The following is a 26284-nucleotide window of genomic DNA, read 5'->3' as shown; positions in this document are numbered from 1 at the left end:
TCAACGGGGCAATTTGGCCGCCGTCAAGCGGGCCTTCCAGCCCTTCGAATTGCCCACACCTGCGCGAACGCCATACGAGCAGCGAGCCTTGCAATCAACCTGATGGCGATTAGTATTGGCATCGATGCAGATGAAATTCCCTTTGCTTGCCGCCCTCCTCGGATTGCTCGCGGCCTTTCCCTCTTATGCCCAGACTGAACCGCAGAGCGACAGCGTCAAAGCCTGGAAGGCGGGGGTGGCGGCGCACATTAACAGCAACAGGTTTTTCCCAGTTGAAGCATGGGGGCAAACCGGCCAAGCCAAAGTCGCATTCATCATCGACCGGTCCGGCAGGTTGATCTCGCGGGCGGTGGCTGAAAGCGCCGGCTCGCGGCCGCTCGACGATGCTGCGCTGGCGATCATCGCCCGCGCCGAACCGTTTCCGGCGCCGCCTTCGGAGCTGAAGGACAACTCGTTCTCTTTCACCGTGCCGATTGTCTTCAGCGGTCGTCAATTTCAGGTGCCCTCCTTTCGGGTCGTGCTGAGCGGAGCGGATCCCGCCCCCACGGCGTCTGATCCCATGGCCGCCTGGCGCAAGGCGGTCACCGAACATGTCTGGCGCCACAGGGTGTTCCCTCCGGGGGCGATAGGGCAGAAAGGCGATGCCGGTGTCACATTCGTGGTCGATCGTTCGGGCAAATTGATCTCAAACGCTTTGGTGGAAAGCACCGGCTTCGCGCCGCTGGATGCCGCGACGCTCGCCATGGTCGAGCGATCCGTGCCGTTCCCGAAACCGCCCGCCGAGGCGAAGGACGATCTTCAGAGAATGACCGTCCTCATAACTTTCGACGGGACGCAACAAAGCTTGGCCCCGTCGCCGGAACGAGAAAAATTGCTCCAATCCTGGATCGAGGACCAGGCCAAGCTGAATGCGAAGTCCCCGAGGCCAGACGATACCAAGCTGAATTCCATACTTCGCGGCATCTGCCGCGGCTGTTGAAGCAAAGCGACATCCCGCCACATGCAAAGACGGCGCGCCTTGCGACGCGCCGTCTTCATGTTCGATGCAAGCCTTATCAGGCCGCCGGCGCCTTCGGCGCGCGGTTGCGGGAGTTGCGCTGGAAGAACAGCGCCTGGCTCGCCACCGCCGACACCATCGCCGGCTGGAACGGTTTCGAGATCAGGAACGCCGGCTCGGGGCGCTCACCGGTGAGGAAGCGCTCCGGATAGGCGGTGATGAACACCACCGGCACCTCGAAGGTCCGCAGCAATTCGTTGACGGCGTCCAAGCCCGACGATCCGTCGGCGAGCTGGATGTCGGCGAGGATCAGGCCGGGCCGCCTGTTCTTGGCAAGCGCCACCGCGTCGGCATGGGTGCGCGCGACACCGACGACATTATGGCCGAGATTCTTCACCAGGCTCTCGAGGTCCATGGCGATGAAGGTCTCGTCCTCGATGATCAGCACGTCGGTGGCGATCTCGGCCGCCATCTCGCGGCCCGCGGCATCCGCCAGCCGCCGCGTCTCGGCGACGTCGGTACCGAGGATGTAACCGACTTCCTCTTCCGAAAAGCCCTCGAGCGACAGCAGCAGGAAGGCCTGCCGCGGCAGCGGGGTGATGTTCGACAGCCGCCGCTCGGGCGGCATCGGCAAGGTCGCGACCTCGGCGTCGTCATTGACCGAGACCGAATTCCAGATCTGGGTGAACAGCCGGAACAGGCCGGCGCGCGGCCCATGGCTCTCGTCGAGCACCGACGGGTCCCCCAGCATGGCTTCCAACATGGCTGCGACATAGGCGTCGCCGGAGGGCTGGCTGCCCGTCAGGGCACGTGCATACCGGCGCAACAACGGCAAGTGCTCAGCAACAAGCTGTGAACGGGACATCCCCACTCCATTCCTCATCGGGCCAATCCTTCAGAACCAGGCATAACAGGGGGAGGCCCGGGTTCCCCTGCTGGGGCTGACTACGCCTCAGGACAAGAAAAGTTCCGTATGAGGCGGAACTTTTGTTCGAACCTGGAATTGTGCCTATCCAGGGAACGGCTCCCGGTTGAGAAAACTTCTCGATACTACAGTCACTTAACTCGGGGAAACGTGGAACAGGTCATGAAAGATCTCAAGTCTCAAGCCAGCAAAAGCACGACCCCCGGCAAGGGAGGGCTCACTCCGGAGATCCAATCCCGGATCGGGCACCAACTCCGCGCCATGTACGACGACGTCGTACGGCAGGGGGTTCCTGACCGGTTTGCGGAACTGATCAAGAAGCTTGATGCGCCGGGAGGCGTACCCCAAGTGGAAACTGACGGGGGCTCTAACGACAACAACAATGGGAGGGATTAATGCCTCTCACGAATTCCCTGCGCGACGACATCCTGGCGGCCGTGCCGAGCCTGCGCGCGTTCGCCATCTCTCTCAGCGGCAATGCGGACCGCGCTGACGATCTGGTCCAGGAGACGCTGCTGCGCGCGCTCGCCAACATCGACTCGTTCCAGCCCGGCTCGAACCTGCCGGCGTGGCTGTTCACGATTCTGCGCAACCTGTTCCGCTCCGACTATCGCAAGCGGCGGCGGGAGGTCGAGGATGCGGAAGGCAACTACGCCAAGACGCTGAAGACGCAGCCCTCGCAGAATGCGCATCTCGAGTTCGAAGAGTTTCGCACCGCGCTCGAAAAGCTTCCGCAGGACCAGCGCGAGGCGCTGATCCTGGTCGGTGCCTCCGGCTTCTCCTATGAGGACGCGGCCTCGATCTGCGGCTGCGCGGTCGGCACCATCAAAAGCCGCGTCAACCGCGCCCGCTCGAAGCTCGCAGCACTGCTCTATGTCGATGGCGCCGAAGATTTCGGGCCGGACGAGACCGTGCGCGCCGTGATCGGCGGCAGCGGCGGATAGCGGCCGCCGTCAAACGGATCTCGTCAAGTCAAGAGGCGGCCGTTCACGCGGCCGTCTCTTCGTGCGTGGCTGGGAAACCCGTTGCGCCGTGAACCGCAGGTTATTCGTCCACGCCAGGTCATTCCTCCACGAACGTCACGGTATCAGCGACGCTCGCGCGCGAGGTGCGGTAGCTGTTGACCTTGTGGGCGTTGTCGGCATAGCCGAACGAGATGCCGCAGACGACGCGGCGATCGTCGGGCAGATTGAAGTGGCGGCGGATCAGGCCGGAGTGGCGCGCCAGCGCGGCCTGCGGAATCGTGCCGAGCCCGAGGGCCTGGGCGGCCAGCATGAAATTGGAGACATAGGCGCCGCAATCGATCGCACCGTAGATGCCGAGCGGCTCGTCGGTGTGGATGATCGCCACATGCGGCGCGCCGAAGAAATTGTAATTCTCCAGCGCTTGTTTCGCATACGCCATTTTGTCGCCGCGGGCGATGCCAAGCGTGTTGTAGAGCTGGAAGCCGCTTTCACGCCGGCGCTCGAGATAGGCGCCGACATATTCGCGCGGCGGCGTGAAATCGTAATCGTCGCCGAGACCGCCCGAGGCCTCGGCATAGATCGCCTTGCGGAAGCGTTCCTTGGCCTCCCCGCTGGCGATGACGACCTGCCACGGCTGGCTGTTGCACCAGGACGCGGTGCGTTGCGCGGTCTTCAGCACCTGCTCGATGGTGGCGCGGTCGACCGCTTTCGGCAGGAAAGCGCGCACGGAGTAACGCTCGTTGAGGAGCTCCTCGAGCACGCCGATGCGGTTATTCTGGTTGACTTTAGCATCCATGGATCAGCTCGCATTGTTCTCTTCGTAGGGTGGGCAAAGGCGCCGTAGCGCCGTGCCCACCAACAGACGCGCCCCGGAGCATCTGCATATGGTGGGCACGCTTCGCTTTGCCCACCCTACAAGATGCGGAGACGCAAGGGCTCAACGCCCCTTGGTCGGGATCTTGTTATACGGCACGTCCTTGTCGACGCGAATGTCGCCCGGCAGGCGGAGCACGCGCTCGGCGATGATGTTGCGCAAAATCTCGTCGGTGCCGCCGGCGATCCGCATCGAGGGCGAGGACAGCAGCATCTGCTGGAACTGGCCGTGCACGGTCTCCTCATCGCTGCCGGTGAGAACGCCGGCCGCGCCCTGGAGGTCCATGGCGTAGGTCGCGATGTCCTGGAGCATCATGCCCGACACCAGCTTGCCGATGGAGTTTTCCGGACCCGGCTGCTCGCCCTTGGACAGCGCCGAGATCGCGCGGTAGCTGGTGTATTTCAGCCCGCTCGACTTCACCGCCCAGCTCGCGAGCTTGGAGCGCACGGCGGGATCGTCGATGGCAAGCCCGTCCTCCAGCATCAAATTGGAGCAGAACTCGAACATCTCGGGCACGCCGGTCGCGAGCCGCGAGCCGATCGACATCCGCTCGTTCATCAGCGTGGTCAGCGAGACGCTCCAGCCCGCGCCGACCGCACCGAGGCGCTGGCTGTCCGGGATCACGACGTCGGTAAAATAGACCTCGTTGAACTCCTGCATGCCGTTGGCCTGCTTGATCGGGCGGACCTCGACGCCCGGGCTCTTCATGTCCAGGAAGAACATGGTGAGGCCCTTGTGCTTGGGCACATTCGGATCGGTGCGCGCGATCAGGAGGCCGAAGTCGGAATAATGCGCGCCCGAGGTCCAGATCTTCTGGCCGTTGACGACCCAATTATCGCCCTTCTTCTCCGCGCGCGTGCGCAAGCCCGCGACGTCGGAGCCGGCGGACGGTTCGGAGAACAGCTGGCACCAGATCTCCTCGCCCGAGGCGAGCTTCGGCAGATGGCGCCGCTTGGCGTCCTCGCTGCCCCAGGCCATCACGGTCGGGCCGCACATGCCCTCGCCGATCTGGAACGGCTGCGTCAGCTTGCCGTAGACGCCCTCCTCCTGCTGCCAGATCACGCGCTCGATCGGCGTCGCACCGCGGCCGCCATACTCCTTCGGCCAGTGCAGGCAGGCCCAGTTGCCTTCGAACTTCTTCTTCTGCCAGGCCTTGCCGACATCGACGATGTCGTGGTGAGCGAGCCGGATCCGGCCGAGCGAGGACTTTGACAGCTCCGCATGGAGCTCTTTCGGCGCGTTGGCGTCGACCCATTTGCGCGCGGTCTCGCGAAAGGCGGCTTCCTGCGGCGTGTCGTCGAAATTCATTTTCGAACTCTCCTCTCTCGTGCCCCGGACGCAGCGCAGCGCCTAAGCGGTGCGCTGCAGAGCCGGGGCCCATTGTGGCTTTCTGGGTCCCGGCTCTGCGAAGCAGCGCGGCGCGCTGCATCGCGTCCGGGACACGATCAGTTTCTTCCCTTGGTCGGGATCTTGTTGAACGGCACGTCCTTGTCGACACGGATGTCGCCGGGCAGGCCCAGCACGCGTTCCGCGATGATGTTGCGCATGATCTCGTCAGTGCCGCCTTCGACACGGGTGCCGGGCGCCCGCAACAGCATCGCCTGGAAACGCCCGGCGACCTCGGCATCCTCCGGCCCGCTGACCACGCCGGCGGCGCCCTGCAGATCCAGCGCATAGGTCGCGACGTCCTGGATCATCGAGCCCGCCACCAGCTTGCCGATGGAATTTTCCGGTCCCGGCCGCTCGCCCTTCGACAGCGCCGAGATCGCGCGCATGCTGGTGTAGCGCAAGCCACTCGCCTTTACCGCCCAGTTCGCGAGCTTCGAGCGCACCGCGCGGTCCTCGATCGCCGGACCATCGTCCAGCACCAGGCTGGAGCAATAGTCGAACAGCTCCGGGAAGCCGGTCGAGACGCCCGCGCCGATCGACATGCGCTCGTTCATCAGCGTGGTCAGCGAGACGTTCCAGCCGTCATTGACCTCGCCGAGGCGCTGGTGATCGGGAATGCGAACGTTGGTGAAGTAGACCTCGTTGAAGTCGGAGGCGCCGCTCGCCTGCTTGATCGGCCGCACCTCGACGCCGGGGCTCTTCATGTCCAGGAAGAACATGGTGAGGCCCTTGTGCTTGGGCACGGTCGGATCGGTGCGGGTCAAGAGGATGCCGTAGTCCGAGTAGTGCGCGCCCGACGTCCAGATCTTCTGGCCGTTGATGACCCAGTCGTCGCCGTCCTTCTCGGCGCGCGTGCGCAGGCCCGCGACGTCGGAGCCGCCGGCAGGCTCGGAGAACAGCTGGCACCAGACCTTTTCGCCGGAGGCGAGCGGCGGCAGATAGGTGCGTTTATGCTCCTCGCGCGCGAACGCCATCATGGTCGGCCCGCACATTCCGTGGCCGATGATGAACATGCCGGAGAGCTTGCCGAACGGGCCCTCCTCCTGCTGCCAGATCACGCGCTCGATCGGCGAGGCGCCGCGGCCGCCATACTCCTTGGGCCAGTGCAGGCAGGCCCAGCCGGCATCGGCCTTCTTCTTCTGCCAGGCCTTTGCGACTTCCAGGATGTTGGCGTTCTTGAGCTGCGTGCGGCCGAGCGAGGATTTGCGCAGCTCATCCTCATATTGCTTCGGCGCGTTCGCCGCGATCCAGGCGCGGGCGGTAGCGCGGAATTCGGCTTCCTGCGGGGTGTCGTCGAAGTTCATGACGTCTCTCTTTATCCGTCATTCCGGGGCGCGCGCAGCGTGAACCCGGAATCTCGATGTAATTCGCTCATCTCTGGATTCCGGGTTCGCCGCGTCGCGGCGCCCCGGAATGACGACATCATCACGCCGCGTTCTTCTTCCGCATGCGGTCGATCAACTGGTCTTCCCAATAGGACAGGCTGCCGAGCCCGAGCGCCATCGCATTGGCGCGGCGGTAGTACATGTGGCAGTCGAACTCCCAGGTGAAACCCATGCCGCCGTGAACCTGGATGTTGTTCTTGGCGCAATGCTGGAACGCCTGCGTCGCGCTGATGCGCGCAGCCGCAGCCGCTTCCGGCAATTCGGCCGCGTTGGTCGACAGCGCCCAGGCGCCGTAATAGCTGTTGGAGCGCGCCAGCGTCGCCGAGACGTACATGTCCGCGAGGATGTGCTTGACCGCCTGGAACGAGCCGATCTGGCGGCCGAAGGCGATGCGGTCGAGCGCGTAATCGCGGCCCATCTCCAATGCCCGGTCGGCACCGCCGACCTGCTCGAATGCGCACAGCACCGCGGCGCGGTCGAGCACCTGGGTGAGAATGCTCCAGCCCTCGCCGGCGGCGCCCAGCGGCTCGGCCTTGCAGTCGTTGAAGGTGATCTCCGCCTGGCCGCGGGTCGGATCGAGATTGGTCAGGCTCCTTACTTCGACGCCGCCGGCCTTGAGATCGACCAGGAACAGCGAGATCTCGCTCTCGCGCCCGCCCGATCCGGTGCGCGCAGCCACCACCGCGAAATCGGCGATCGCACCATCGGCGACCGGCTTCTTGACGCCATTGAGCACGCCGCCAGCCGCAGCGAGCTTGATGTTCTTCGGCGACGGATTGCCCTTGCCCTCGAACAGCGCCAGCGTGCCGATCGCATCACCCGAGGCGATCGCCGGCAGCCATTTCTTCTTCTGCGCGTCGCTGCCGGCGATCAGGATCGCTTCGGCCGCGAGATAGACGGTCGACGAGAACGGCACCGGCGCATTCGCCCGCCCCATTTCCTCGGCGATCACGCAGAGCTCGAGATGGCCGGCACCAGCGCCGCCGAACTCCTCGGGAATCGCGACGCCGAGAAAGCCCATCTCGGCAAGGCCCTTCCAGAGTTCCTTGTCATATGGCGCCTTGCCGTCGAGCACGACGCGTACTGCCTTCGGGGAGCATTTTTCGGCGAGGAACTTGCGCGCCTGATCGCGGAGCTGTTTCTGGTCGTCAGAGAAATCGAAGTTCATGGCGGGCAGCCCTTTCACTTGCTGTCATTCCGGGGCGGCGCGGAGCGCCGAACCCGGAATCTCATCTACGTAACCTCTGGATTCCGGGTTCGCGCTACGCGCGCCCCGGAATGACGAATTCACTCGGACTCATCGCAGCACGATCACGTCTTCATCCAGCTGATCCGCATAGAGCCGCTCCACCAGCGCGGCTCGTCGCTCCAGGCCGGCGCGCTGGTTGATGTAGCCCTTGTCGGTGAGCTCGTTGCCGTCGATCGAGGGTGGCTCGGCCATCAGCATGGCGCGGGCGATGATGCGGCTGCTCGCGCCTTCGCACTCCTTGTTATGAGCCTCCAGCCCGCGCCTGAAGCAGGCGATCACCTCGGGATGCTTCACCGCATCCCCGAAACTCAGGTCGGGATTGCCGACGAGCTGGCGGCAGGCATGCAAATTGGGCCAGGCGAGCAGGCCGATAAAAGGACGGTCCTGCCCGGCGACCAGCGCGTCGTGCACGACGGGCGTTGCGGCGGCGATCGTGTCAGTGCGGAGCGAGCCGACATGGACGAAGGTGCCGGTGGTGAGCTTGAAGTCCTCGACGACGCGCCCCGCGAAGATAATGCCCTGCACCGGATCGCTGTCGTCGACGAAGATGCCGGCATCGCCGATGCAGTAATAACCCTCCTCGTCGAACATCTTCCTGGTGAGATCAGGCTGGCCGAAATAGCCGGGCGTGACATTGACGCCGCGCAGGCGCAGCTCGTATTTCGAGCCGCACGGCACCATCTTCAATTCGACGCCGGGGAACGGCAGGCCGATCAGGCCGACGCGCTCGGTTTCCCAATAGGTGCCGGTCGAGGTCGGCGCGGTCTCGGTCGAGCCCCAGCCGGTGTAGAACACGATGCGCTCGCCGGTGGTCTTCACGGCGAGGGCCTGCATGCGGTCGTAGAGATCGTCGGGCAACCGCGCGCCGCCATAGGCCATGATCGAAAGGTTCTTGAAGAACGAACGGCAGAGCGCGTCATCCTTCTCCATCGCTGCTGCCAAAGCAGCGTAGCCGGCCGGCACATTGGCGTAATAGGTCGGCGAGATCTCGCGAAGATTGCGCAGCGTCTCCTCGAACTGGCCCGGCATCGGCCGGCCATCGTCGATATAGAGCGTGCCGCCGTCGACCAGGATGGGATGGAACGCCGCGTTGCCGCCCATGGTGTGATTCCAGGGCATCCAGTCGAGCATGGTCGAGATCGGGCCTTGCGGATCGCGTGGCCGCACCTGCATCATCATCGCCGCATTGGCACACATCATCGCATGCGTGTTGATGACGGCCTTGGGCATGCCGGTCGAGCCGGAGGTGAACAGCAGCTTGCCGACCGTGTCGGGTGTGATCTTCGCGATCGATGCTTCGACGCCGTTTGTCACTGGCGTCGCCGCAAGCTCAGCGAAGCTGACGCTCTTGATGCCCTCGCAAGGGCGCACGACATGAACGACGGTGACGCCGGCGAGGTCGATCGCCCTAAGCGCCTTCTCGAACGTGGGCCCGTCCTGCACCATCACGACGGCCGGCTTGATCAGGTCGAACAGATATTTCAGCTTGACGTGATCGTGGCTCATCAGGGAGTAGGCCGGCGACACCGGCGCGGCCGGCAGCCGCGCCTGCATCGCCGCCTGCGTCATCAAGGCATGCTCGATCGAATTGCCGGAGAGGATTGCGACCGGGCGGCCATCAAGACCGAGATTGAGCAGGCCTTGCGTCAGCGCATCCACGGTGCGCTTGGCTTCGCCATAGGAGACTTTTCGCCACTCGCGGTTCGGACCACCGCGCTGCGCCAGCCAGATGCGCGCCGGCGCCTGCTTCGCCCATTTGGCGAGCGAGGCCGGGATGTGCTTCTCGTAAACTTGCAAGGGAATGCGTGACTTCAGCACGACCGTGCCGTCGTCGCGGCGCTCGACATCGATGTCGCGCGCCAGCCACTCGACCTTGCGAAAGGCGGGTTTYGTCATCGCCACCGCCGCACTCCCACTCATTTTGCGCCTCCCGGAATTTCTTGTCCTTTGCGGATCTTTGTGGTTCAGCGCCTGATATAGACAGGCTTTCGCTTCTCTAGGAAGGCCCTGATTCCTTCCGAAAATTCCTCGGAGCGGCTGCACAGGACCTGGTTGCGGTCCTCCATCGCGATCGCCGCTTCCAGCGATCCCGCGTCCACGCTGATGTTGAGACATTCCTTCGACAGGCGCAGGCCCACGGGCGAGGCCGTGATCATCGCATCGACATAAGGCTCGGCGGCTTCATCGAGCTTGTCTTCGTCGACGACCTCGGAAACGAGACCCACAGCCAGTGCGCGCTCGGCGCCGATGAAGCGTCCGGTGAGGATCAGCTCGGATGCCACGGAGACCCCGACAAGCCGCGGCAGGAAATAGCTGGTGCCGATGTCGCAACCGCCGAGGCCGAGCTTGATGAAGGCGCAGTTCATCCGCGCCGATCTCGTCGCGATGCGGATGTCGGATGCGAGCGCCAGCGCAAAGCCGCCGCCGGCGGCCGCGCCCTGCACCAGGGCCAGGATCGGCTGCGGACAACGCCGCATCAGCATCACGATGTCGGCGATGCGCCGCTGCGAGTCGAGCGACTCGGTGACGCCGGGCGGCTCCTGCTGGCCGGCACGGCGCGCCATCGCCGCTTTGAGATCGAGGCCCGCGCAAAAATTCTTGCCGGCACCCTTCAGCACCACCACGCGCGTGTCGCGGTTGCGCTGGAGGCCCTGGAAATAGACGTTGAGCGCATCGATCAGCGCGGGATCGAGCGCGTTGAGGTTTTCGGGACGATTGAGCGTCACCCGGTCGACGCCGTCATGGTGCTCGATCAGCAGCGGTTGGGACATGCTCAATCTCCCCATCGTCGTCCTGGACAAGCGAGTGCTTGGCAACGCGCAGCGTTGTCCAATAGCGAGCGCTGATCCAGGACCCATAGCCACAGGCCCGCGTTGTTGGACCACCGGCGTTGGTTGATCTCGTGTGACAACTCACGCTGGTGGTAATGGGTCCTGGCTTTCGCCAGGACGACGGCGGAGTTACCGCGGCGCCATCCGGATCGCGCCGTCGAGGCGGATGGTCTCGCCGTTGAGCATCGGGTTCTCGACGATGTGCACGGCCAGCGAGCCGTATTCAGCGGCATCGCCGAGGCGCGCGGGATGCGGCACCTGGGCGCCAAGGCTCTTGCGGGCCTCTTCGTTCAGGCCCATCAGCAGCGGCGTCAGGAACAGGCCGGGCGCGATGGTGTTGACGCGGATCTTCTGGCTCGCAAAGTCGCGCGCGGCCGGCAGCGTGAGGCCGACGACGCCGCCCTTCGACGCCGCATAGGCGATCTGGCCGATCTGACCTTCATAGGCGGCGACCGACGCGGTGTTGATGATGACGCCGCGCTCTTCGCCAATCGGCTCGATGGTGACCAGGCGTTCCGCGAACAGCCGCAGGCAGTTGAAGGTGCCGATCAAATTGACGTTGATGATGCGGGCGAACTTGGCCAGCGGATAGACACCGTCCTTGCCGACGATGCGCTGCGAGCCGCCGATGCCGGCGCAGTTCATCAGCACCCGCGCGACGCCATGGGCGGCTTCGGCCTTGGCGATCGCAGCCTTGATGCCGTCCTCGTCGGTGACGTCGGCATGGAGGGCTACGCCCTTCACCTCGGCGGCAACCTTCTCGGCGTTTTCCTTGCTCTGGTCGATCACGCCGATCCTGGCACCCTTGGCGGCCATGGCGCGGGCGGTCGCGGCGCCAAGGCCCGAACCACCGCCGGTGATGAGAACGGCTACGTCTTTCAACTGCATCGTAAGCTACCTTTCCTTGGACGTTTCTTCTCTAGACTTTGAGAGTTGGCCGGATCATCCGGCCGCGACAGCTTCCTCGGCTTGCGTGAGGATGCCGCCGCAGATCAGCGTTTCCATGTGCTTGATGTATTGCCGGCAGACTTCGTCGGTGACCGGGCCGACGCCGGTCGCGCGAGACATCGCGTGCCGGCCGAAGAACAGATGATCGCAGGCGCCGATCAGGCTGGTGTAGAACAGCACCGGATCGGTGGCGCGGAACTCGCCGCGGCTGACGCCTTCGGCGAGCAGGCGGCGATGAAAATCCAGCAGCGGCGCGACGAAGAATTTCGAGACTTCATCCGCGGAGCCGGCAACGCTCTCGTGCAGGAGATAATGGATCAGCCGGTTCATGTAGGGGAACCGGTGATAGGCGCGGATGATGCCGGCGATATGCAGCTTCAGCTTCGCCGTCGGCGTGATCGGCTGCGCCAGCAGATATTCGAGATTGGACAGTTCCGTCCCCGCGTCGCGCTCGAGCAGCGCCAGCAGCAGGCCATCCTTGTTGCCGAAATGATATTTGACCAGTGCGGCGTTGGCGCCCGACTTCTGCGCGATGTCGGAGAGCGAAATCTCGATCGAGGAGCGTTCGATCATCAGCTCGCTCGCGGCCACGAGCAATTTCTCTGCCGTGGAATTCTTTCCGCTGGGGAGCCTGTTCGGTACGCTGGTAGTCACGGAGATCCCTGTTCTGGCCGCACGAGCGGGCGCAGATAAGCCCAAGCAGCGCCTCCCCACAAGAGTTAATTGATCGATTGACTAAACGATCAGCCGCCTCTTAAATCCGCGCCGACAACCAACTCATTCAGAATAATCCAGGGAGAAACCGACATGGCCGAGGCTTACATCGTCGCCGCCGCGCGTACCGCCGGCGGGCGCAAGGGGGGCCGCCTCGCCGGCTGGCATCCGGCCGATCTCGCCGCAAAAGTGCTGGACGAGCTGGTCGACCGCACCAAGGTCGATCCGGCCCTGGTCGAGGACGTGATCATGGGCTGCGTCATGCAGGTCGGCGAGCAGTCCAACAACGTCGCGCGCAACGCGATCATGGCGTCGAAACTGCCGGAGAGCGTGCCGGGCACCTCGATCGACCGCCAGTGCGGCTCCTCGCAGCAGGCGCTGCACTTCGCGGCCCAAGCGGTGATGTCCGGCGCGATGGACGTGGTGATCGCGGCAGGCGTGGAATCGATGACGCGCGTGCCGATGGGCCTGTCCTCGCAGCTTCCGGCCAAGAACGGTTTTGGCAACTACAAGAGCCCGGGCATCGAGCAGCGCTATCCGAACATCGTGTTCAGCCAGTTCACCGGCGCCGAGATGATGGCCGAGAAGTACGGCCTCTCCAAGAACGAGCTCGACGAGTACTCCTACAACAGCCATCAGCGCGCGATCGCGGCAACCCAAGCCGGCCACTTCAAGAAGGAGATCGTGCCGCTCGAGATCACCCGCGCCGACGGCAGCAAGGACACCCACCACATCGACGAGGGTATCCGCTTCGACGCCACGCTCGACGGCATCAAGGGCGTCAAGCTGATCGCCGAGAATGGCAAGCTCTCCGCGGCCAGCGCCAGCCAGATCTGCGACGGCGCCTCCGGCGTCATGGTGGTGAACGAGCGCGGGCTGAAGCAGCTTGGCGTGACGCCGCTGGCGCGCATCCACCACATGACCATGATGGGCGGCGACCCCGTGATCATGCTGGATGCGCCGCTGCACGCCACCAAGCGCGCGCTGGAGAAGGCCGGCATGACGATCGGCGACATCGACCTGTTCGAGGTCAACGAGGCCTTCGCCTCGGTGCCGACCGCCTGGCTCAAGACCACCGGCGCCGATCCGGAACGTCTCAACGTCAACGGCGGCGCCATCGCGCTCGGCCATCCCCTCGGCGGCTCCGGCACCAAGCTGATGACGACGCTGGTCCACGCCCTGCACCAGCGCGGCAAGCGCTACGGCCTGCAAACCATGTGCGAAGGCGGCGGCATGGCGAATGTGACGATCGTGGAGCGGGTGTAAGCTGCTGCCTCGTTAAAGGTGTCGTCCCGGCGAAGGCCGGGACCCATAACCACAGCCGTCTGTGGTTATGCCGGGCTGGGGCGACATCTTCGCTTGACCATTGCGTTCGGTGGTTATGGGTCCCGGCCTTCGCCGGGACGACAGTTACTTTGCCTCGGGACCTGCGCTAATGACTCACCCCTCCATCCACGCCCGCACCACGCCGAACAAGATCGCCTACCAGATGGCCGGCACCGGCAAGGCCATCACCTATCGCGAGCTCGACGAGCTTTCGAACCAGGGCGCAAACCTGTTCCGCTCGCTGGGGCTGAAGGCCGGCGACCACATCGCGCTGCTGATGGAGAACCGTCTCGCCTTCATGGAGCTCTGCTGGGCGGCGCAGCGCAGCGGGCTCTATTACACCGCGATCAGCCGTTACCTGAAGCAGGACGAGATCGACTACATCATCGCCGATTGCGGCGCCAAGGTCGTGATCACCACGCCGAAATGCGCCGACCAGGTCAAGGCCCTGATCAAGGGCGCGCCCGGCGAGCCGGTCTTCTACATGATGGACGAGCCGCTGCCCGGCTTCCGCTCCTACGACAAGGAAGCCGCCGCGCAGCCGACGACGCCGATCTCCGACGAGGTCGCCGGCTACGACATGCTGTATTCGTCCGGCACCACCGGCCGGCCCAAGGGCATCAAGAAGGCGTTCGAGGGCAACAAGATCGACGTGCCGAACGCCTTCCTGCGCGTGCTCTGCGCCGACATGTGCGGCATGAATGCGGAGAGCACGTATCTCTCGCCGGCGCCGCTCTATCACGCAGCTCCCTTGCGCTTCAACATGATGGCGATCGTGCTCGGCGGCACCTCCATCATCATGGAGCATTTCGACGCCGAGGAATTCTTGAAGCTGGTCGAGAAATACAAGGTGACGCAATCGCAGCTGGTGCCGACCATGTTCGTGCGCATGCTGAAGCTGCCGGACAAGGTTCGCGCCAAGTACAACGTCTCGACGCTGAAGGGCGCGATCCACGCCGCCGCGCCCTGCCCGGTCGACGTCAAGGCAAGGATGATCGAGTGGTGGGGTCCGATCCTGATCGAGTATTACGCCGGCTCGGAAGGCAACGGCGTCACCGTCTGCAACTCGAAAGAATGGCTGGAGCACCGCGGCAGCGTCGGCCGCGCCGTGGTCGGCAAGATCAAGATCCTGGACGAGAGCGACGACGAGCAGCCGGTGGGCGAGATCGGCACGGTCTATTTCGCCGACGCGCCAGCCTTCACCTATCACAACGATCCCGAAAAGACGAAGAAGGCCTACAACGCCAAGGGATGGTCGACGCTCGGCGATGTCGGCTATCTCGACAAGGACGGTTTTCTGTTCCTCACCGACCGCAAGTCCTACATGATCATCTCGGGCGGGGTGAACATCTACCCGCAGGAGACCGAGGACGTGCTGATCACCCACCCCGAGGTCGCCGACGTCGCCGTGTTCGGCGTGCCGAACGAGGAGATGGGCGAGGAGGTGAAGGCTGTGGTGCAGCCGCATGATCCGAAGCGCGCCGGCAAGGAGCTCGAGGCCGACCTGATCGCCTACTGCAAGGCGCGCCTTTCCGCGATCAAATGTCCGCGCTCGATCGATTTCGAAGCCGAGCTGCCGCGTACGCCAACGGGCAAGCTGGTGAAGCGGCACTTGCGTGACAAGTATTGGCCGAAGACGGCGGCGAAGATTTAAATGGTTTCGTAGGGTGGATTAGCGAAGCGTAATCCACCTCTTCTGCACCCGCAGAGACAGACAGTGGTGGATTACGCCAACGGACTGCGCTTCGCGCAGCCGCGGGCTAATCCACCCTACGACGCCGTAGCCTCAATCAAACAGACTCGGCGTGTGGTTCACCAGCGCGCCTTCGATCTCGAGCATCTTCAATTTCGTCACCACGCCGCCATTCGCCGAGAAGCCGCCGGGCTTGTTGCCGGCCGCCAGCACGCGATGGCAGGGGACGACGATCGGGCACGGGTTGCGGCCGAGCGCCTGGCCGACATCGCGCGACAGCTGGACACCGCCGAGCTGTTTTGCGATGTCGCCATAGGTGATGGTCTTGCCGGGCGGGATGGCGCGGGCGATCTCGTAGACGCCGCGGTTGAAGTCGGGCACGCCGTCGAGATCGAGCGGGATGTCGGTGAGGTTATCCGGCTCGCCCGCGAGCAGTTTTGTGATGCGGTCGATCGCCTCTCGCACCTCGGCGGTCGGCTCGGCTTCGGTGGCGTCCGGGTGGCGCTGGCTGATGCGGGTGCGGATCTTCTCCTCGCCGCCCATCGGCAATTGCGTGCCGTTGATGCCGCGCGGGCCCCAGGCGATGGCGCAGAGGCCGATCCTGGTGTCGAACAGGGCAAAATGCTGGTCGGTCATGGCTTGGTTCCTGAGCTTACGTCCTTGTCGCATGCCCCCAATGTGATCTCCGCCTAAATCTAGGCTTGGAAATAGTTGCGATCCACCCGGTTTCCGGGAATCTTGCACAGGAGTTCCGCCCCCCTTCCGCGAGCCCAGAATGCAAAGCCTCCACGTCAACGGATACGACATGCCCTATCTCGACGTGGGCGAAGACAGGGGTAGACCACCACTGGTCTGCGTACATGGATCGCTCTCGGACTTCCGCATCTGGGGCTGCGTGCTCGGGCCGCTGACGCAGCGGCACCGGGTGATCGCTGTCAGCTTGCGACACTTCTTCCCCGACCGCTGGGATGGCGTCGGCGATACCTATTCGATCGCCCAGCATGTCCAGGACGTCATCGCCTTCATCGAGAAGCTCGACCTCGGCCCGGTCGACCTGATGGGCCATTCCCGCGGCGGGCACATTTGCTTCCGCGTCGCGCAGCAGCGGCCGGACCTGCTCCGGCGGCTTGTCCTGGCCGAACCCGGYGGCGAGCTCGATGCGAGTCTCGATCCGGACTATGCCGGCGGCCCCTCGCCGCTGCTGGCACGGTTCACGGCCTCGGCCGAGAAGATCGCGGCCGGCGATGTCGACGGCGGCCTCGCCGTCTTCGTCGACACGTTGGAGGGCGCCGGCACCTGGCCGCGGCTGCCGGCGATGGTGAAGCAGAATCTGCGCGACAACGCCTATACGCTGATCGGCCAGATCCGCGACAACCGGCCGCCCTTCTCGAAGGAAGATGCGGAGGCGATCAAGATGCCGACGCTGTTCATCCTGGGCGCGCGGACCAAGGGCCTGCTGCCAAAGGTGCTGCACGCGCTGGCCGCGCACGTGCCCTATTCCAAGACGGCGATCATCCCGAACGCGACGCATCCGATGTTCGAGCAGGCGCCGCAGAAATACTCCGAAGTGGTCCTGGATTTCCTGGCGGGCTGATCATGCAGACGTTTCGCGTCAACGATTACGACATGGCCTATCTCGAAGTGGGAGAAGGGCCGCCGCTGGTCTGCGTGCACGGCACGTTAGGGGATTTCCGCACCTGGTATTCCATGCTCGGCCCGCTGTCGAAGGCGCATCGCGTGATCTCGGTCAGCCTGCGGCATTTCTTTCCCGCGCATTGGGACGCCGTCGGCGACGATTACAAGATGGCGCAGCACGTCTCTGACATGATCGCTTTCATCGAGCAGGTCGGGCCCGGGCCCGTCGATCTGATGGGCCATTCGCGCGGCGGGCACATCGCGTTTCGCGTGGCGCAGGCGCGGCCTGATCTGTTGCGGAAACTGGTGCTGGCCGAGCCCGGTGGCGATCTCGATTCCAGCCTGCCGGTGCCGGCCGGCACGCCCGCGCATCCGCCGCTCGCCGCGCGCACGGCACGCTCGGTCGAGATGATCCGGGCCGGCGACATCGAGGGCGCGTTGCAGAACTTCTATGAAGGCATCGAAGGCGACGGCTCATGGCGACGCGTGCCGGCGGCGGCGAAACAGCAATTGCGCGACAACGCCATCACCTTCCTCGGCCAGATCAACGAGCAGCGAAAGCCCTATACGCTCGCGGACGCGCAGGCGATCAGGACGCCGACGCTGCTGATCGGCGGCGGCGCGACGACGGGAAGCCTGGCGGTGATGTGGCGCGTGCTGGCCGAGCACATCGCAGGCAGCAGGACGGCGGTGATCCCGAATGCCGGCCACTGGATGTTCGAGCAGGCGCCGCTGGAGTATGGCGAGGCCGTGAACGCGTTTCTGGCGGAGTAGCGCGTGTAAGGAGCGCACCGCCGTTGATCTCCCTCGCCCCGCTTGCGGGGAGAGGGTGGGGTGAGGGGGAGCCTCCGCGAGGACGGTAAGAGTTAGAATCGCGGAGACTCCCCCTCACCCGGAATTTGCTGCGCAAATTCCGGCCTCCCCCCGCGCGCGGGGAGAGGCGAAGAAACTCACGCCACCTTCCACACGCCGACCGGCATCTTGATCGTCGCGTTGAGCCGGTTCCAGACATTGATCGTCGCGATCGAGAGGATCAGGGTTGCAAGCTCGCGCTCGTCAAAATGCTTGGCGGCCGCGTTCCAGATCGCGTCCGGCACCGGATCTTCGCGATCGGCGAGACGGGTGACGGATTCGGTGAGCGCCAGCGCCGCGCGCTCGGCGTCGGTGAAATAGGGCGCATCGCGCCAGGCCGACACCGCGAACAGGCGCTCGTCGGTCTCGCCCGCCTTGCGGGCGATCTTGGGATGCATGTCGACGCAGACGCTGCAGCCATTGATCTGGCTGGCGCGCAGGTGCACCAGTTCCAGGAGCTTTTCCGGCAGGCCCTGCTTGGTCAAATTGCCGAGAGATTGCAGGACATTCATGGCCTCGGGCAGGACCATGACGGGGTGATTCATGCGGGCGTGCATCATTGTCGTCTCCATCGGTCGAATTTCGAAGGTTCCGGTCACATCGGCCGGATTGGCTTCGTCATGGGCATGACGGATCGCGATGAGGGAATGTGACCGATGACCGAAAAAAACGTCGAAGAAAATTTTCTCAGCTGGCAGTTCGAGGCCAACCGGGACCATTTGCGCAGCGTCGCCTACCGGATGCTGGGCTCGCGCGGCGAGGTCGACGACGCCGTGCAGGAGGCCTGGCTACGGCTCAGCCGCAGCGACACGTCCGATGTCGCGAACCTGCGGGGCTGGCTGACCACGGTGGTCGCGCGCATCTGCCTCGACATGCTGCGTGCCCGCAAATCGCGCCGGGAAGACCCGATGGGCCCGCACGTGCCGGAGCCGGTGGACGAGACGCGGGAGCGCGAGGCGGAGTTGGCCGATTCCGTCGGCGCGGCGCTGCTGGTCGTGCTGGAAACATTGCAACCGGCGGAGCGGCTCGCCTTCGTGCTGCACGACATGTTCGCCGTTCCCTTCGAGGAGATCGCGCCGATCGTCGGCCGCTCGGTCGACGCCTCGCGGCAGCTCGCAAGCCGCGCGCGGCGGCGTGTGCAGGGCGCGCCGGTGCCGGAGACGGATCTGTCCCGCCAGCGGAAGATCGTCGATGCCTTCCTCAAAGCTTCGCGCGAAGGCAATTTCGAGGGCCTGCTCGCCGTGCTCGATCCCGACGTCGTGTTCCGCGCCGACCAGGCCGCGGTGCGGCTCGGCGTGCTGCCTGAAATCCGCGGCGCCGATGCCGTTGCGCAGATCTACAAGGGCCGCGCCCAGGCCGCACGGCCCGCGCTGGTCGATGGCGAAATGGGCGTGGCGGTCATCCTCGGCGGCCATCTGCGCATCGCGCTGCGCGTCACCTTCAACGGCGACCGGATCGCCGGGATCGAGGCGATGGCGGATGCGGAGCGGATCGCGGCGCTCGAGGTCGAGGTGCTGGAGCGCGGAGACGGGCACGCAATTTCGCGCAAACAACCCCATGCACAGTAGACGGGCCAAGCAATATCAATGGCTTGGCCGACCCAAAAATGTGTGCGTCGGGGCGCCCTTGACGCCCTCGCCGGCCCGGGATACCTTCGAATACGGAATTCCGTATTCCATTTGCGCATCCGTTGGAGCCACCGGCGTGATCCCTCTCGACCCGCTTCCGAACCTGATCGACCAGGTCTATGCGCGGATCCTGGAGGCGATATCCGACCGCACGCTTCAACCTGGCCAGCGCATCCGGCAGAACGAGCTCGCCGACAAGCTCGGCGTGTCACGTCAGCCGGTGTCGCATGCGCTGCACCTGCTGCATCGCCAGGGGCTCGTCGCCGAGAGCGGCCGGCGCGGCTTTGAAGTCACCCAGCTCGACCCCTCGCGCATCCGCCAGCTCTACGAGGTGCGCGGTGCGATCGATGCGCTGGCCGCCCGGCTCGCCGCTCAGCGCGCGGCAAGCGACGCGGCGGGACGCGCGCGGCTGGATGCGGCGCTCGCCGCGGGACGCGGTATCGACCGCAACACGACGCTCCCCGAGCTGATCGCGCTCGACGTCGATTTTCACCGCGCCATCTATCAGCTCGCCGGCAATCCCGTGATCGAGGAGACGATCACACCGCAATGGCCACATATGCGCCGCTCGATGGCGACCGTGCTCTCCGAGCTCGACTACCGCGACAGCGCCTGGGCCGAGCATGCGACGATCGCCGGACACATTCTGGCCGGCGACGCCAGCGCCGCCGAGCGCGCCGCGCTCGCGCATGCGCAGACGGCGGGACGGATGACCGAGGAGAGATTGCGGGCGACGGAAGAGGCGGCGGCGTAGCGATAAGCGCCGTCATTCCGGACGCGCGAAGCGCGATCCGGAATCTCGAGGTTCCGGGTTCGGTCCTGCGGACCGCCCCGGAACGACGAACAACAAAAAACAGAACAGGAGGACGACCCATGAAACTGTCCGAGGCACAATTGGAGTTCTTCCACCGCGAGGGCTGGCTGTTCCTGCCCGAGCTGTTCAGCCAGGAGGAGGTCGATTTCCTCGCGCGCGAGGCGGTCGGCATCTACGACGCCGACCGGCCCGAGGTCTGGCGCGAGAAGAGCGGCGCGCCGCGCACGGCGTTTGCCGCGCATCTCTACAACGAGGCGTTCCGCATTCTGGGCGCGCATCCGCGCATGATCGACCCGGTCGAGCAATTGTTCGGCGAGCCGGTCTACATGCACCAGTTCAAGATCAACGCGAAATCGGCCTTCACCGGCGACGTCTGGCAGTGGCACCAGGATTACGGCACCTGGAAGCGCGACGACGGCATGCCGGAGCCGCGCGCGATGAACATCGCGATCTTCCTCGACGAGGTGATGCCGATCAACGGCCCCTTGATGCTGGTGCCGCAGAGCCAGAACGCCGGCGATCTCCAGGCCTCGCATGACCTTGCCACCACGTCCTATCCGCTGTGGACGCTGGACGAGGCGACCGTGACGCGCCTCGTCAAGCAGGGCGGCATCGTCGCGCCGACCGGCAAGCCCGGCGGCATGCTGATGTTCCACGGCAATCTCGTGCACGGCTCGGCCGGCAACATCACGCCCTACCCGCGCAAGATCGTCTACCTGACGCTGAACGCGGTCTCGAACTACATTCGCACGCCGACGCGGCCGGAATACATCGCCCATCGCGATTTTGCGCCGATCAAGACGGTAGAGGACGACGCGCTGGTGCGGCTCGCGCGTGCGCCGCGCCAGGCGGCGGAGTAGCCTTATTCGCGCAGCATCCTCAGTCGTCATGCCCGGGCTTGACCCGGGCATCCACGTCTTGACACGATCCGCCGCAGCAAGACGTGGATGGCCGGGTCAAGCCCGGCCATGACGAACTGGATGGAGACACGCGCCTCACGAACCTCTGCAGCACCGGAAACATTCCCATGAACCTCCACCGCCTCCTCCAGGCCCGCGCCGCCACCGGCAAGCCAGTCCGCGTGGCGCTGATCGGCGCCGGAAAATTCGGCTCGATGTTTCTGGCGCAGGTGCCGCATGTGCCGGGGCTGGAGGTGCCGATCATCGTCGACATCGACCGCGACCGCGCGCGCGAGGCCTGCCGCACCGTCGGCTGGGATACGGCGCGCATCGCCGCGACCGTCTTCACCGATGACGGTGCCCGCGCCATTGCCGGCGGCGCGATGGATGTGGTGGTGGAGGCGACCGGCAACCCTGCTGTCGGCATCAAGCATGCGCGCGCCGCGATCGCGGCCGGCAAGCACATCGTCATGGTCAATGTCGAGGCCGACGTGCTGGCGGGTCCGCTGCTCGCCGAGGAGGCGCGAAGAGCGGGCGTGGTCTATTCGCTCGCCTATGGYGACCAGCCGGCGCTGACCGCGGAGATGGTCGACTGGGCGCGCGCCACCGGCTTTCGCGTCGTCGCCGCCGGCAAGGGCACGAAATATCTGCCGACCTATCACGACGTGACGCCGGATGGCGTCTGGCAGCATTATGGTCTCACCGCGGGCGAAGCGCAGTCGGCCGGGATGAACCCGCAGATGTTCAACTCCTTCCTCGACGGCACCAAGTCCGCGATCGAGACGGCCGCGATCGCCAATGCCTGCGGGCTCGACGTGCCCGCGGACGGATTGCTGTTTCCGCCCTGCGGCGTCGACGATCTGCCGCATGTGATGCGGCCGCGCTCGCGCGGCGGCGTGCTGGAGCAATCGGGGGTGGTGGAAGTCGTCTCCTCGCTCGAGCGCGACGGACGGCCGGTGTTTCGCGACCTGCGCTGGGGCGTCTACGTCGTGCTGGAGGCGCCGAACGACTACGCCGCCGATTGTTTCAGGCAATACGGGCTGAAGACCGACGCCAGCGGACGCTTCGCTGCGATGTACAAGCCCTATCACCTGATCGGGCTCGAGCTGAACATCTCGGTCCTGTCGGCCGCACTGCGGGGCGAGCCGACCGGCCAGGCCAACGGCTTCCGCGGCGACGTCGCGGCGGTGGCAAAACGCGACTTGCGCGCCGGCGAGATGCTGGACGGCGAAGGCGGCTACACGGTGTGGGGCAAGCTGGTACCGGCGGCGGCGAGCCTCAAGGCCGGCGCGCTGCCGATCGGCCTCGCGCATCGGCTGACACTGAGGCATGACGTCGCGCACGGCGCGATCGTGCGCTGGAGCGACGTCGAATTCGACGCTGCCAACGAGACGGTGAAGATCCGCAAGGCCATGGAAGCCGCCTTCGCAGCGCAGCAATAAGAGGCTACGTCGGTAGCGCAACCAAAGTGCGCTTGATTTGCGGAACCCCTTTCGTCATCCTGACCGCGATCCGGGAATTTGAATTTCGGACGCCAAGGAACGTCGGCCACCGGCGAAGACAAACGCGGCGACAAGACCGCGATCCCTCGTCGAGGACTCGACACCACAGAGAGGGGAAATGCATGGAACGTCGTAAATTCCTGACGGCAGGCGGCTTGGGCCTGGCCGCGAGTGCCGTTGCTGCGCCGGCGATCGCGCAATCGTCGCCGGAGGTGAAATGGCGGCTCGCCGCGAGCTGGCCCAAGGCGCTCGATACGCTCTATGGCGGCTGCGAATATTTCTGCAAGCGCGTCGCCGAGGTCACCGACAACAAGTTCCAGATCCAGCCGTTCGCCTCCGGTGAAATCGTCCCCGGCCTGCAGGTGCTCGACGCCGTGTCGAACGGCACGGTCGAGATGGGCAATACGGCGCTGTACTACTATTGGGGCAAGAACCCGGCCTTCACCTTCGGCACGTCGCTGCCGTTCGGCCTGAATACGCGCGCGCACATCTCCTGGCTGCTGTTCGGCGGCGGGCAGGACCTGCTCAACAATCTCCTCAAGGAGCACAACGCGATCGGCATTCCGACCGGTTCGACCGGCGCCCAGATGGGCGGCTGGTTCCGGAAGGAGATCAAATCGATGGAGGATTTCAAGGGCCTCAAATTCCGCGTCGGCGGCTTCGCGGGCACGATCATCGCCAAGGTCGGCGGCGTGCCGCAGCAGATCGCCGGCGGCGACATCTATCCGGCGCTGGAGAAGGGCACCATCGACGCCGCCGAATGGGTCGGTCCCTATGACGACGAGAAGCTCGGCTTCGTGAAGGTCGCAAAGTACTATTACTATCCCGGCTGGTGGGAAGGCACCGGCCAAGGCCACAACGTCGTGAACTTGGACAAGTGGAACGCGTTGCCGAAGCCTTACCAGGCCGCGGTCGAGACCGCCTCGCGCGATACCTTCACCTGGGTCACCGGCAAATACGACTACGTCAATCCGCCGGCGTTGAAGCGCCTGCTGGTGGCCGGCGCGATCCTCAAGCCGTTCCCGCAGGAGGTGCTGGAGGCCTGCTACAGCGCCGCCAACGAGATCTACGCGGATCTCAGCAAGACCAACCCGCACTTCAACAAGCTGTACGCGAGCCTGTCCGCATTCCGGAATGAATCGCTCGCCTGGATGCAGGTCGCAGAGCTCAGCTACGACAGCTTCATGATGCGGATGCGCACAAGGACGTAATCGCGCAGCGTCGCGAGCGGCGAAACGATGAAAGCCCCGGAGATGTCTCCGGGGCTTTTTTCGTGACCCAAGCAAACAACTTGGGAGGAGGCAAACTTAGTCAGCAACCTTGACCAACCCGAAGCCGCGAAAATCTGCTAGTGTTTGAAATCCGGGCGTTTGGCCCCGGGCGAGGCAACGGTGATGAACTCGGAAGCCTCCGACGACCTACCGGACAAACCGACATCCGATAGCGAGCAACCGGACAAAGCGACGCCCGATAAGGAGCAACCGGGGCAACCGCCATCCGACCGCAATCTAAAGAGTCGCCTGCGGGCACGATTGCAGTTGATCGGCGCGGCGCTTGCCTCGATTGCCGCAGTCGGCGCCATCGCTGGCGGCCTCGTCGGCTACTGGAATCTATGGAAGACGATCCGAACGGACGTTTTTCCCGACAAGCAACAGACCCAGAAGGAGGCTGCGGCGCGACCCGACATCGCCCCCCGTCTGTCGCTCGTCGCCCTGCCATTCGCAAACCTCAACAACGATCCGGAGCAGGACTATTTCGCCGACGCCATTACGACCGACTTGACGACCGATCTCGCGCAAATGCCGGGCGCATTCGTCATCGGACGCGGAACGGCCTTTACATACAAGAACAAGCAGATCGACTTTAAGACGCTCGGCAAGGAACTCGGCATTCGGTGGGCTGTTCAAGGCGCGGTACGGCGCAATGGAGATCAGGTCCGGATCAACGTTTCGCTTACGGATCTTTCGACCGGACGCGACATCTGGTCGGATCGTTTCGATGGCGATCGAACCAATGTCGCCGCGTTGCAGGACCGGATCACGGCGCGGCTCGCCCGCTCGCTCAACATTGAACTGATCCAGGCCGAAAGCCGCCGTAGCGAAGCGGACCGATCACGCAATCCTGACGCCATGGACTTCGGTATGCGCGGCTGGGCAAGGTTCTATGAGGCGCGGTCGAAGACGGAAAATGCTCAGGCAAAGGACTTGTTCGACAGTGCGCTACGGCTCGATCCGGACAACGTTGAGGCCATGGTCGGGAAAGCGCAGTGTTTGGCCGCAGATGTGAACAACGGATGGTCTGCGTCCGTTGTTGAAGACAAAAAGCAAGCGATCGACCTCATCGACAGAGTTCTGTCCAAAAGCTCGCCAAGCGCGAGGGCCCATGCGGTCAAGGGAAACATTCTTGTATTTGGATACCCGGAGGAGGCATTGGCTGAATACGATGCTGCGCTCGAAATTGATCCGAATTATCCAACTGCCCACGGTAGTAGAGCAATCGCATTGATCGTCTCCGGGCGGGCGCGCGAAGCCTCGACCCCGGCCCAGTTGGCTCTCCGCATCAGTCCCAGAGATCCTGTTGCTTTTCTTTGGCGTTTCTGGCTCTGCCATGCACACTTGCACCTGCACGAATATGGAGAAGCCATCGAGGAATGCAGGCGCTCGCTCAATCTGAACAACTTGTACGCGTACGCCTATGTAGATCTGGTCTCGGCTTACGGAGCTACCGGACAATTGGAGCAGGCACGGCAGGCGTTAGCCGAATTGAACAAGGTTCGACCAAACTTCACCGTGCAGGCGTACGGTCAACTTGTTTATGCATTCTCAACTAACCCGCAGTTTCGGCGTGAGATCGACGACATTGTCGATGGGCTGAGGAAGGGAGGCGCGCGGGAGCAATGAATGAGGTGAGAGCTAGAACTTCTTGACGAGGAGATCTAACGGAGGGCAGCGGGAAGACGGCAAGGGCTCGCGGCGTGAACTTACCGGCAGGTCTGCTCACCCGCGCTGACGAGGTGACCGAATAAAACGCAATCTGCTGCGATGCATGAGCCCGAATCTGGCCCATCAGCGAAGTGGCGACCCGGCCCGTTGAGGTCCGCTCAGTGGGACATGGCGGACTTGATTTGCTCGCAGCGCGTTCTTCCGACCGGGCGATTCCAGAGGCCTGCTTTGGAGAGCTCGCTCTCACCACATTCGCCGCGGCGTACTGGATGCCCCGGTCTTCGCGGGGCATGACGGCAGTGGGCTTGGGAGGCATTTTCCAGAACAGCAATCGTAGGGTGGGCAAAGGCGCAATAGCGCCGTGCCCACCATCCTCCTGCGTCAGGCAGAGGTGGTGGGCACGCTTCCGCCTTCGCTCTTCGAGCTACGGCGGACAAGTCGCTTTGCCCACGCTACGGCGCCTGCATTGGAGAGCTCGCTCTCACCACATCGCCGCGACGTACTGGATGCCCCGCCTTCGCGGGGCATGACAGCGGGCGGTCAGTTCTCGTCGTCGCCCAGCGCCGCCACAAGCTTGTCGTAGTACTTGCCGACGAGATCGATGTTGGCCTTGTTCTCGACGGCGGGCGCCGGCGTCTTCAGCGCCTCGTTGAGCTCGTCGATCGCTTCCTTCTTGTCCTTGGCCGGCATCTTCTTGTCGGCCTGGACCTGCGCGA

The 26284-nt window shown here is 64.5% G+C and carries 25 protein-coding genes (1 of these 25 cut by a window edge); 13 read left to right on the top strand and 12 right to left on the bottom strand.

Features of this window, described 5'->3' with window-relative positions; genetic code table 11:
• Nucleotides 1-124: 124 nt before the first annotated feature.
• Nucleotides 125-979, top strand: a complete 855-nt coding sequence (locus ACXJMY_RS00520; protein WP_456617560.1) for an energy transducer TonB family protein — start codon at nucleotides 125-127, stop codon at nucleotides 977-979.
• Nucleotides 980-1055: 76 nt separating this feature from the next.
• Here the strand turns inward: ACXJMY_RS00520 and ACXJMY_RS00515 are convergent, their stop codons facing one another.
• Nucleotides 1056-1862, bottom strand: coding sequence for a response regulator (locus ACXJMY_RS00515; RefSeq protein WP_456617359.1), 807 nt, complete (start codon nucleotides 1860-1862; stop codon nucleotides 1056-1058).
• A 222-nt stretch (nucleotides 1863-2084) separates the two neighbouring features.
• Here ACXJMY_RS00515 and ACXJMY_RS00510 point away from each other — a divergent pair, with 222 nt between their 5' ends.
• A complete protein-coding gene (locus ACXJMY_RS00510; protein WP_456617358.1) occupies nucleotides 2085-2318 on the top strand; it encodes a NepR family anti-sigma factor in 234 nt (77 codons plus the stop codon).
• Nucleotides 2318-2866: a sigma-70 family RNA polymerase sigma factor gene (locus ACXJMY_RS00505; protein ID WP_128954138.1), complete on the top strand. Its 549-nt coding sequence runs from the start codon at nucleotides 2318-2320 to the stop codon at nucleotides 2864-2866. The genes ACXJMY_RS00510 and ACXJMY_RS00505 overlap by 1 nt, the downstream gene beginning before the upstream one ends.
• Before the next feature lie 118 nt (nucleotides 2867-2984).
• On the opposite strand, the gene ACXJMY_RS00500 is transcribed toward ACXJMY_RS00505, so the two are convergent.
• The 8 genes from ACXJMY_RS00500 to ACXJMY_RS00465 all read right to left on the bottom strand — a co-directional run bounded on the left by ACXJMY_RS00500 (nucleotide 2985) and on the right by ACXJMY_RS00465 (nucleotide 12160).
• Complete coding sequence (locus ACXJMY_RS00500; protein ID WP_456617357.1) at nucleotides 2985-3683, bottom strand: nitroreductase; 699 nt, start codon at nucleotides 3681-3683, stop codon at nucleotides 2985-2987.
• Between the two features lie 141 nt (nucleotides 3684-3824).
• Nucleotides 3825-5069 (bottom strand): acyl-CoA dehydrogenase, encoded by a 1245-nt coding sequence (locus ACXJMY_RS00495; RefSeq protein WP_456617356.1) that lies wholly within the window; start codon nucleotides 5067-5069, stop codon nucleotides 3825-3827.
• Between the two features lie 137 nt (nucleotides 5070-5206).
• Entirely contained in the window at nucleotides 5207-6454 is a 1248-nt protein-coding gene (locus ACXJMY_RS00490; RefSeq protein WP_456617355.1) for an acyl-CoA dehydrogenase, read from the bottom strand.
• Nucleotides 6455-6575: 121 nt separating this feature from the next.
• Nucleotides 6576-7703, bottom strand: a complete 1128-nt coding sequence (locus ACXJMY_RS00485) for an acyl-CoA dehydrogenase family protein (protein WP_456617354.1) — start codon at nucleotides 7701-7703, stop codon at nucleotides 6576-6578.
• A 129-nt stretch (nucleotides 7704-7832) separates the two neighbouring features.
• A complete protein-coding gene (locus ACXJMY_RS00480; protein WP_456617353.1) occupies nucleotides 7833-9704 on the bottom strand; it encodes an AMP-binding protein in 1872 nt (623 codons plus the stop codon).
• A 44-nt stretch (nucleotides 9705-9748) separates the two neighbouring features.
• On the bottom strand, nucleotides 9749-10555 hold the full coding sequence (locus ACXJMY_RS00475) for an enoyl-CoA hydratase/isomerase family protein (RefSeq protein WP_456617352.1): 807 nt from the start codon (nucleotides 10553-10555) through the stop codon (nucleotides 9749-9751).
• A gap of 189 nt (nucleotides 10556-10744) precedes the next feature.
• The gene (locus tag ACXJMY_RS00470) at nucleotides 10745-11503 is read right to left on the bottom strand and encodes an SDR family NAD(P)-dependent oxidoreductase (RefSeq protein ID WP_456617351.1); all 759 of its coding nucleotides are present in this window, start codon (nucleotides 11501-11503) and stop codon (nucleotides 10745-10747) included.
• 54 nt (nucleotides 11504-11557) lie between these two features.
• Nucleotides 11558-12160 carry a TetR family transcriptional regulator gene (locus ACXJMY_RS00465; RefSeq protein WP_456617559.1) on the bottom strand — a complete coding sequence of 201 codons (603 nt, stop codon included), beginning with the start codon at nucleotides 12158-12160 and terminating at the stop codon, nucleotides 11558-11560.
• Nucleotides 12161-12370: 210 nt separating this feature from the next.
• Between ACXJMY_RS00465 and ACXJMY_RS00460 the strand changes: the two genes are divergently transcribed.
• Complete coding sequence (locus ACXJMY_RS00460) at nucleotides 12371-13543, top strand: acetyl-CoA C-acetyltransferase (RefSeq protein ID WP_456617350.1); 1173 nt, start codon at nucleotides 12371-12373, stop codon at nucleotides 13541-13543.
• A gap of 169 nt (nucleotides 13544-13712) precedes the next feature.
• A complete protein-coding gene (locus ACXJMY_RS00455; protein WP_456617349.1) occupies nucleotides 13713-15257 on the top strand; it encodes an acyl-CoA synthetase in 1545 nt (514 codons plus the stop codon).
• 132 nt (nucleotides 15258-15389) lie between these two features.
• On the opposite strand, the gene ACXJMY_RS00450 is transcribed toward ACXJMY_RS00455, so the two are convergent.
• Nucleotides 15390-15932, bottom strand: a complete 543-nt coding sequence (locus ACXJMY_RS00450) for a methylated-DNA--[protein]-cysteine S-methyltransferase (RefSeq protein WP_456617348.1) — start codon at nucleotides 15930-15932, stop codon at nucleotides 15390-15392.
• A gap of 139 nt (nucleotides 15933-16071) precedes the next feature.
• Between ACXJMY_RS00450 and ACXJMY_RS00445 the strand changes: the two genes are divergently transcribed.
• Nucleotides 16072-16890: an alpha/beta fold hydrolase gene (locus ACXJMY_RS00445; RefSeq protein WP_456617347.1), complete on the top strand. Its 819-nt coding sequence runs from the start codon at nucleotides 16072-16074 to the stop codon at nucleotides 16888-16890.
• A 2-nt stretch (nucleotides 16891-16892) separates the two neighbouring features.
• Complete coding sequence (locus ACXJMY_RS00440) at nucleotides 16893-17705, top strand: alpha/beta fold hydrolase (RefSeq protein ID WP_456617346.1); 813 nt, start codon at nucleotides 16893-16895, stop codon at nucleotides 17703-17705.
• Between the two features lie 176 nt (nucleotides 17706-17881).
• Here the strand turns inward: ACXJMY_RS00440 and ACXJMY_RS00435 are convergent, their stop codons facing one another.
• Complete coding sequence (locus ACXJMY_RS00435; RefSeq protein ID WP_456617558.1) at nucleotides 17882-18340, bottom strand: carboxymuconolactone decarboxylase family protein; 459 nt, start codon at nucleotides 18338-18340, stop codon at nucleotides 17882-17884.
• Between the two features lie 99 nt (nucleotides 18341-18439).
• Here ACXJMY_RS00435 and ACXJMY_RS00430 point away from each other — a divergent pair, with 99 nt between their 5' ends.
• The 6 genes from ACXJMY_RS00430 (at nucleotide 18440) to ACXJMY_RS00405 (ending at nucleotide 25526) form a co-directional block, all read left to right on the top strand.
• Nucleotides 18440-19351: a sigma-70 family RNA polymerase sigma factor gene (locus ACXJMY_RS00430; protein ID WP_456617345.1), complete on the top strand. Its 912-nt coding sequence runs from the start codon at nucleotides 18440-18442 to the stop codon at nucleotides 19349-19351.
• Between the two features lie 136 nt (nucleotides 19352-19487).
• Nucleotides 19488-20165, top strand: coding sequence for a GntR family transcriptional regulator (locus ACXJMY_RS00425; protein WP_456617344.1), 678 nt, complete (start codon nucleotides 19488-19490; stop codon nucleotides 20163-20165).
• Between the two features lie 119 nt (nucleotides 20166-20284).
• Nucleotides 20285-21085 carry a phytanoyl-CoA dioxygenase family protein gene (locus tag ACXJMY_RS00420; protein WP_456617343.1) on the top strand — a complete coding sequence of 267 codons (801 nt, stop codon included), beginning with the start codon at nucleotides 20285-20287 and terminating at the stop codon, nucleotides 21083-21085.
• Between the two features lie 167 nt (nucleotides 21086-21252).
• Nucleotides 21253-22566 carry an NAD(P)H-dependent oxidoreductase gene (locus tag ACXJMY_RS00415; protein WP_456617342.1) on the top strand — a complete coding sequence of 438 codons (1314 nt, stop codon included), beginning with the start codon at nucleotides 21253-21255 and terminating at the stop codon, nucleotides 22564-22566.
• 182 nt (nucleotides 22567-22748) lie between these two features.
• On the top strand, nucleotides 22749-23837 hold the full coding sequence (locus tag ACXJMY_RS00410; protein WP_456617341.1) for a TRAP transporter substrate-binding protein: 1089 nt from the start codon (nucleotides 22749-22751) through the stop codon (nucleotides 23835-23837).
• A 183-nt stretch (nucleotides 23838-24020) separates the two neighbouring features.
• Nucleotides 24021-25526: a tetratricopeptide repeat protein gene (locus tag ACXJMY_RS00405; RefSeq protein WP_456617340.1), complete on the top strand. Its 1506-nt coding sequence runs from the start codon at nucleotides 24021-24023 to the stop codon at nucleotides 25524-25526.
• A 582-nt stretch (nucleotides 25527-26108) separates the two neighbouring features.
• On the opposite strand, the gene ACXJMY_RS00400 is transcribed toward ACXJMY_RS00405, so the two are convergent.
• Nucleotides 26109-26284 carry the final stretch of a hypothetical protein gene (locus ACXJMY_RS00400; protein ID WP_456617339.1) on the bottom strand. 415 nt of this gene lie beyond the right edge of the window, so the window shows 176 of its 591 coding nt (coding positions 416-591); the start codon falls outside the window, past its right edge; the stop codon is at nucleotides 26109-26111.

Source organism: Bradyrhizobium sp. P5_C12 (assembly GCF_054049735.1).
This window is presented reverse-complemented; position numbering and strand designations above follow the sequence as displayed.